Source organism: Flavobacterium sp. (assembly GCF_036741995.1).
Taxonomy (GTDB): domain Bacteria; phylum Bacteroidota; class Bacteroidia; order Flavobacteriales; family Flavobacteriaceae; genus Flavobacterium.
Window position 1 is genome coordinate 1 of sequence record NZ_DAINRG010000009.1, and the last position, 7,625, is coordinate 7,625.

At 35.0% G+C, this 7,625-nt stretch carries 5 protein-coding genes; all 5 read left to right on the forward strand.

Features of this window, described 5'->3' with window-relative positions; all coding sequences use genetic code 11:
* On the forward strand, positions 1–1,704 hold a 1,704-nt coding region (locus tag V7D82_RS04920; protein WP_333599860.1), incomplete at its 5' end, for an ATP-dependent Clp protease ATP-binding subunit.
* Between the two features lie 108 nt (positions 1,705–1,812).
* The gene (locus V7D82_RS04925) at positions 1,813–2,022 is read left to right on the forward strand and encodes a hypothetical protein (protein WP_333599861.1); all 210 of its coding nucleotides are present in this window, start codon (positions 1,813–1,815) and stop codon (positions 2,020–2,022) included.
* 187 nt (positions 2,023–2,209) lie between these two features.
* Positions 2,210–5,359 (forward strand): SIR2 family protein, encoded by a 3,150-nt coding sequence (locus V7D82_RS04930; RefSeq protein ID WP_333599862.1) that lies wholly within the window; start codon positions 2,210–2,212, stop codon positions 5,357–5,359.
* A gap of 555 nt (positions 5,360–5,914) precedes the next feature.
* Positions 5,915–6,835 (forward strand): carboxypeptidase-like regulatory domain-containing protein, encoded by a 921-nt coding sequence (locus V7D82_RS04935; protein ID WP_333599863.1) that lies wholly within the window; start codon positions 5,915–5,917, stop codon positions 6,833–6,835.
* Positions 6,836–7,183: 348 nt separating this feature from the next.
* Complete coding sequence (locus V7D82_RS04940; RefSeq protein ID WP_333599864.1) at positions 7,184–7,489, forward strand: GIY-YIG nuclease family protein; 306 nt, start codon at positions 7,184–7,186, stop codon at positions 7,487–7,489.
* Positions 7,490–7,625 lie beyond the last annotated feature (136 nt).

Consider the following 7,625-nt stretch of genomic DNA (forward strand, 5'->3'; position numbering starts at 1 on the left):
TTGGCTCGTGGAGAACTGCGCGCCATTGGAGCAACAACCTTGGACGAGTACCAAAAATACTTCGAAAAAGACAAAGCCTTAGAGCGTCGTTTTCAAAAGATTACAGTGGACGAACCGGATACCGAAAGCGCCATCTCGATTCTGCGAGGGATTAAAGAGAAATACGAAACCCACCATAAGGTGCGTATCAAAGACGACGCGATTATTGCGGCAGTAGAGTTATCGCAACGGTATATCACCAATCGTTTCCTGCCGGATAAAGCCATTGACTTGATGGACGAAGCGGCCTCTAAACTGCGTATGGAAATCAACTCCAAACCTGAAGAACTCGATGTATTGGACAGAAAGATCATGCAGTTGGAAATTGAAATCGAAGCCATCAAACGTGAGAATGATGCCAACAAACTCAAAGGCTTGGGTATGGATTTGGCAAACCTCAAAGAAGAACGCAACGAGATATTTACCAAATGGAAATCAGAGAAAGATGTAGTAGATAACATTCAGGCGGTGAAGTTGGAGATTGAAGACTTTAAACTGGAAGCCGAACGTGCCGAACGCGATGGCGACTATGGTAAAGTAGCCGAAATCCGTTACGGAAAAATCAAAGAGGGTCAGGAACGCTTAGATGCTTTGCAACAACAATTGATAGAAAACCAGTCGGGCACTTCTTTGATTAAGGAAGAAGTCACCCGCGAAGACATAGCCGAAGTAGTAGCTAAGTGGACCGGCATACCGGTGATGAAGATGCTGCAAGGCGAAAGAGAAAAGCTATTGCGCCTGGAAGAAGAACTGCACCACCGCGTGGTAGGTCAGGAAGAAGCTATTGAAGCCGTGAGTGATGCTGTGCGAAGAAGCCGTGCCGGATTGCAGGACATGAAGAAACCGATTGGTTCCTTCCTATTCCTTGGGACTACCGGTGTGGGTAAAACCGAATTGGCGAAAGCCCTGGCGGAATACCTTTTTGACGATGAAAACGCCATGACGCGTATTGATATGAGTGAATACCAGGAACGCCACAGCGTGAGTAGATTGGTAGGTGCTCCTCCTGGGTATGTGGGTTATGACGAAGGCGGGCAGTTAACCGAAGCCGTGCGAAGAAAACCGTACTCTGTGGTCTTATTAGACGAGATTGAGAAAGCCCACCCCGATACGTTCAACATCTTATTGCAGGTATTAGACGAAGGTAGATTGACCGACAACAAAGGCCGTGTAGCCGACTTTAAGAACACGATTATCATCATGACCTCTAACATAGGAAGTCATATCATACAGGAGAAGTTTGAGAACTTAAAAGGCAGCATAGACGCTGCTACCGAAGCCGCCAAGGTGGAAGTACTGGGCTTGTTAAAACAAACCGTGCGCCCTGAGTTCATCAACCGTATAGACGAAATTGTAATGTTTGCGCCACTAACCAGTGCCAACATCAAAGAAATAGTGGGACTGCAATTGCAAAGCGTTATCAAAATGCTGGCGCTCCAAAACATTACCATGGATGCCACACCGGAAGCCATTGAGTACTTGGCTGAGAAAGGTTATGACCCACAATACGGAGCCCGACCGGTAAAACGAGTAATTCAAAGAGAAGTTCTCAACCAACTCTCGAAAGAGATCTTGGCGGGTAAGGTTACTACTGACAGCATCATACTGTTAGACAGTTTTGATGGACAGTTGGTGTTTCGAAATCAAAGTGAATTAGTAGAGTAAGTTTTTTTCATAATTTAGGTTAGGTTAGTTTGAAAAGCCCTGACGGAGTTAAGACCGTTGGGGCTTTTTTGTGTTATGCGTTGACTTTTTCACATTTTGATGTTTGTTATGGCTGTAATGACTTTTGTTATGGCTGTAATGGATATTGTTAGGCGTGTAATGAGTTTTGTTAAGGGTGTTATTGATATTGTTAGGTGTGTTATTGACATTGTTATGGCTGTAATGGATATTGTTATGGCTGTAATGGATATTGTTAGGCATGTAATGAGTTTTGTTATGGCTGTAATGGATATTGTTAAGGGTGTTATTGTCGTTTAGCGGACTTATTGACGGTTGGTAGATTTAAAAAAGAGTTTTTATGGTGGTGTGGGGAGCTTTTTATACTTTGTGTGAACTAATAAATGGCTACGACTTTTGAAAATCATTTTAGTATCACTATGTTCAAACAAATAAGAAGTAAGTGATATCATATAATCTAGTAAAAAAAACAAACTACATATTTTAAATGGAACATATTTTAGATTTAGAGTCTCAAACTGAAGAATTAAATTCAATATTTTTAAAAATAAAAGAATCAAACACGATTCTTTTTTTAGGGGCTGGGGCTTCAGTTGGAGAAAAAAGGTATTTAAGTAAAGAGCTTATAGAATTTTATGAATCAAAGCTAGGGTTTAGTGTAAATGAAAAAAATATAACTAAATGGATTGATATATTATCTGCAGACGAAAGATTTATCAGGGGTGATTTTGACAATTTTGTTACTAATATTATTCAAAAACTAAATATAACTGAAGCTCACAAAATAATGGCAAGCATACCATGGCGTGAAATTATTACAACCAATTATGATTTGCTAGTTGAACGTGCCTTTGATGCAATTACAAATTCTTCTCAAAAGGAATACGAATTAAAAACAATAAGAAGTAAAAATCAATATAACTATAGAGAATCTAATACTGAAGTAAAATATATTAAATTAAATGGTTGTATTCAAGACAAGAGTCTATATCCTTTAGCATTTTCAAGTGATGATTTTAATAAGCTCAAGCAATTTTATAAAATTGTATTGAATGATTTAAAAAATTTAAGTCCAGAAATTTCATTTCTAAGCATTGGATATTCCTTTTCTGATGAATTTGGTAAAGAAATATTAGAAAAATTTGATTCATATAATTTTCGTGAAAAAAGATGGATCATTAATGTTGACCCGTTTCCTAATGAAAATGCCTTGTCATTTTACACAAAGAATAAAGTGTGTATAGTAAAATGTTCTTTTGAAGATTTTTTCCTTAAATATCAAGAATGGAACTTAAAACAAATTAATGTTGTTGTAAAGAAAAAAGGGTTATATATCTCTAATAGTAATGAATTTTTAATTTCAACTCCTCCACATTTACTAATAAACCTTGACGGCATTGTAAAACAACTTAATTCTAAATTGAGAGATAGGTTTGTAAAAGATGAAGATTATTTTAGAGGTGAAGAACCAACATTTAATTTAATTCAAAGAGGTACTGATGTAATCAAAACTAAATTTATTGAAGACTTTAAAGGCAAAATTAAAACCGTTTTACAAGAACCAAAAGGTACATTCTTACCAGTCTTCTTTATTACTGGAGATTTTGGAATTGGTAAATCTACACTTGCACTAAGGTTAATCCACGAGCTTGAAAAATTGCCTGACCTCGATATTGTCGCATTTGAAATAATTGATTTTAATAGAGTCAAAAAAGAATTACTTATAGATTTAGTCAAGACTTGTAAGTCTAAAAACTTTTTATTTTTTTGTGACGAAGTAGAAATAGAAAGCTATTTTAAAGGTTTTTTAGACATTCAAAGAGATTTAAGTATTGAGCAGTTTCAAGATTGTAATGTGTTTTTTTTAGTGCCAATAAGAGAAAATATTTTAGAAAAATTTAAATTAACCAGGACAATTACAAATTCGTATGAATTAAAAATTACAGGACATTTTGAGCATGATGAAATTGACGAATTATTAGAAAAATTAAAAAAATCTAATCTAATAGAATTCAGAGATGCAGAGGAAAAAAAATATTTAATTAACAAAATTATCCGAGAATATAATTCAGATTCATTCATTGCATTAATGGCCTCAATTACTTCTGGCAATCATGAAAATGATTTAATAAGTAGCTATAATCAATTATCAAAAAATGCTCAAGATGCATTTTTATATACTGCTTTATTACATAAATACAAATTATTAATGCCCGCAACTTGGCTGAAACACAGTATTTCAATGGACTGGGAATCATTTACCAGCAAAATAATAAAAGCTGAAGGTAAGGGTATCTTATATCAAGAAATCAAGAATTCACATGGGACCCAACCAGATTTATACTTCAGAACAAAACACCCATTGATTGCAGAAAAATTAGTAACTCGATTTATTCCCAACTTAGATAAGCAGTTTAACTATTATGTCCAAATGCTAAAAAAAGTTGAAACTGGGCAAACTAATTCATATATAGTAAATGACTTATTAAAAGCACTTTTAAAAAGTGGAGATTATAGTAATACACAAATTGATAAATTATTTGATGCTGCGTTAACTAAACTTTCTGATGACCCATATTTTTTATTAAACTATGCATATAATTTACAAAAAAGAAATACAAAAGCATCTTTAAAAAAGGCAATAGAAGAAATTATTTATGCTGAATCTCTTTTGGAATATCGTAATCATAGATTTATTCATAGACGTGCAGTTTTAAATTTTGAATTAGCTAAATTATTCTTTGCAGAAGAACAAGAAATGAATTATAGCTCATTTTATTTGAGAGAAGCTTCAGAGTTGTTTATAACAAAACAGCTTATGGATCCTTTTTCAGCATTTAGCTATGTTGATTACATTAAAATGCTTGTTTGGGAATTAGAAAATATTGTTCATGATGAAGAAGACAATATGCAAAAACAGATTCGAATTGAAGATCTATTAGACTTGGCATTTAGAACAGTTAGCGACAATTTAATTAAAATAGATAATTTACAGACAATATATGCTGAATATCTAAAAGAAATAACAAACAATATTGACTATAAATCATATCTAGAAAACTTATATCAAGATGATAGATTAAGACCCTATTCTTGTATTTTATTATTCAATTATTATTCTGAAAAAGGAAATTTTGAAAAATGTGATGATTTCCTAAATGAAATGGAAAATTATCAAAGTAATTTTGAAATAGTAAAATTTTTATTCAAAATATATGGTAGAAATCTACACAATCCTAATATTAGAATAAAATTACTCAGATTAAGTCGTGATAACTCAAAATTAGAAAAAGATAATCCTTTAAGATTCAACTTTTTTAATTTTATTGCAGAATCATACAATAATAATTATTCAGAAGGTAAAAGATTTTTAAATAATATTCAAACTAAATATAATAACTTAAATCCTGAGTTCCATTATCAATGGAAAGATCAAACCGGAGAAGTCAGAATATTTGAAGCAAAAGTAATTAGAAATAATGGCGAAAAATTTAAAGCTATTAAAATACCTGAAATTCAGTTAACTGCAAAATTGATTAAAGGAAACTATGATAATTTTATAATAGGTGCAAATGTAAATGTTATTCTACATTTTTATTTATATGGACTAATGGCAGAAATTACAAATCAACATTAATTAATCAATCGACCAACGCCGATTTGTAATAAGTACGAATCAAAAATAAGAAAGAATCTAATAGTTCCTAGAGGCTATGTTCTATTGAGCGAGAGGCGAAAGTCTTTCGCTTTTTTTTATGCTTCTCGATTGGTTTTGCTTGGCTAAGCTGCTTGGTATTCAACAGTTTGCTTCGCTGTGCTCGCAATGACTATGTTTTGGATTCAAGAGTTTGCTTCGCTGCGCTCGCAATGACGATAATTGGACTCATTTTTAACACGTTAACTATTTTCACGACGTTTTTTTAGTGAAAAATCGTTTTACAATTTTGTAGGATGTTCTTTATAGTCGTTTGTGCTGTCAATAAATTTTGTCTTTTGTTGAAAATAATGTAAAATCTTATAAATAAATTATTCTTACAATTCGTTTTTTGAAGTAAAATGTAAGAATCGTTGATAATATGATAAAAGTGTATTTACTTACATTTTTTGCTTGTTTCGCAAGAAAATGTTTTTATAACTTTGGCACGATGGTCGACCCAAATCATTGATTATAAACTTTTTAAAACCTATTATTATGAATCAATTACAGGAGCGTAAGCGCTCGATGTACTATGTTGTTGAAGATTTTTTGGCAACTGTACCCGCGGCTACTATAGCCATTATGCCTGAGTTTGCTGATAAACTCAGTGCCTTTACCACTACCGTAAGTGAAATACGGTCAAAAAGCGAAAGCCAAACGACTAACCGGATAGGTTATCGCATGGTAAAGGATGATTTAAAACTCGATATGACTAAAAATGCTATTGATGTAGCTACAAGAGTTAAAGCGTATGCCATTAACATTAACGATGTAGTGCTGCGCGAGGAAATGTATCAGCGTATCAGTAATTTGTACCGACGCCCTGATACGGTATGTGCGGATATCTGCCGGTATATTTATGGCAGAGCAAAAGACCTAGTAGGGAATTTAACAGACTATGGCGTTACGGGAGTTATGCTGGATACTTTGGAGAACAGTATTAACGATTATACTGCTTATATTCCTAAGCCCAGAGCGGGTATTGTAGAACGGAAACAGGCGACAAATGAAATGCATGGCTTGTTTACTGACAGTGATATGGTGCTTAAAAACATGGATGCACTGGTGACGATGCTTCAGTTTAGTGAGCCTGAGTTTTATGCTACTTATTTTTCGAGCCGAAAAATTATAAGACCGGGTTACCGAACCGTGGCTTTGAGGGGGTTCATCACCGATACGGATGGGCTGCCGTTGCCTAAAGTGGCTGTTATCATTGAGGATACGGACATTACCCGAAAATCGACTAGCAGTGGTGCCTTTGAGGTTAAAGACTTAGCTAGCGGCATGTATAACATAGTGATGCAAAAGTCGGGTTATGCCGATGTGAGAACTATAGTGGCGGTTACTGCCACCGAACGCACGGTGTTTAGTACGGTTATGGAAGCGGAAAGTGCTAAGGGTAAAAAAGTGGCATAGCTATTTTCTAAATAAATACCATGATGAAAGCACCTTGAGAGGGGTGCTTTTTGTTTGGTTGTGACTATTATCATAAAACCACGTATTGTCATTGCGAGGAATGAAGCAATCTCGAGATGTTTGCAGAGGGTTTAACAGTTTGCTTCGCTTTGCTCGCAATGACGCGATTAAGGGGATAGATTGCTTCGCTTCGAGGAGGTTTGCGGTGGGTTTAACAGTTTGCTTCGCTTCGAGGAGGTTTACGGAGGGTTTAACAGTTTGCTTCGCTTCGAGGAGGTTTACGGAGGGTTTAACAGTTTGCTTCGCTTCGCTCGCAATGACTATGTAACTTTTAATGACTGATTAATTATGAAACCGGGATTTGTATACATTATCACGAATAAAAACAATACTACCTTGTATATTGGAGTTACTTCTAATTTACCTGAACGTATCTTGGAACATAAAGAGAAACGGTATAACGGCTCGTTTTCGGCTCGGTACAATTTGAATAAGTTGGTATATTATGAGCAGTTCCAAATGATTGGTGATGCTATTGGACGTGAAAAGCAATTGAAAGGTGGTAATAGAGCCAAAAAGGAACAACTGATAAATAGCATGAATCCTAACTGGTTGGATTTGTATAATGAGGTAAAGGATATAATGGAACTGTAAATGAAATTGGTTTGCTGCGAGGAGGTTTGCGGTGGGTTCAACAGTTTGCTTCGCTGCGAGGAGGTTTGCGGTGGGTTCAACAGTTTGCTTCGCTGCGAGGAGGTTTGCGGTGGGTTCAACAGTTTGCTTCGCTGCG

Bases quoted from the DNA above. Each gene is read 5' to 3' on its own strand.
- V7D82_RS04930 (WP_333599862.1), top strand. From the start codon at position 2,210: ATGGAACATATTTTAGATTTAGAGTCTCAAACTGAAGAATTAAATTCA.
- V7D82_RS04925 (WP_333599861.1), top strand. From the start codon at position 1,813: ATGGCTGTAATGACTTTTGTTATGGCTGTAATGGATATTGTTAGGCGT.
- V7D82_RS04940 (WP_333599864.1), top strand. From the start codon at position 7,184: ATGAAACCGGGATTTGTATACATTATCACGAATAAAAACAATACTACC.
- V7D82_RS04935 (WP_333599863.1), top strand. From the start codon at position 5,915: ATGAATCAATTACAGGAGCGTAAGCGCTCGATGTACTATGTTGTTGAA.